The sequence below is a fragment of the Methylobacterium sp. J-030 genome, from assembly GCF_022829545.1.
GTDB lineage: Bacteria > Pseudomonadota > Alphaproteobacteria > Rhizobiales > Beijerinckiaceae > Methylobacterium.
This window is the reverse complement of the sequence record NZ_JAKSYM010000025.1, coordinates 1-406: the sequence shown is the minus strand read 5'-3', so window position 1 is coordinate 406 and position 406 is coordinate 1. Positions and strand designations below refer to the sequence as shown.

At 63.8% G+C, this 406-nt stretch carries 1 protein-coding gene; it reads left to right on the top strand.

Going from position 1 to position 406, the window contains the following annotated elements; translation table 11 throughout:
• Positions 1-406 (top strand): manganese catalase family protein (locus tag MKK75_RS00535; RefSeq protein ID WP_244040689.1); only part of this gene is annotated, 406 nt, incomplete at both ends.

The following is a 406-nucleotide window of genomic DNA, read 5'->3' as shown; positions in this document are numbered from 1 at the left end:
GTCCTGGAACATGGACATGGTGACGACGACCGGGAACCTGATCATCGACCTGCTGCACAATTTCCACCTGGAATGCGGTGCGCGCATCCACAAGCTGCGGGTCTACGAGACCATGAGCGAGCCGACGGGCCGCGAGACCTGCGCCTACCTGCTTGTGCGCGGCTCGCTACACGCCCACGCCTACGCCCTGGCACTGAAGAAGCTCACCGGGGTGCAGATCGAGAAGATGCTGCCGACGCCGAACATCGACCTGTCGCGCATCCCGGAGTGTCAGAAGTACCTCGACGAGGGCAAGCACCGGCGCCTCTACACGTTCAGCGAGGCGGACTATCAGGAGGCGGCTGGCGTGTGGTCGAATGACGAGGTGGCGCTGCCTGGCGATCCGCCGGGTAACCTAGAGGTAGTC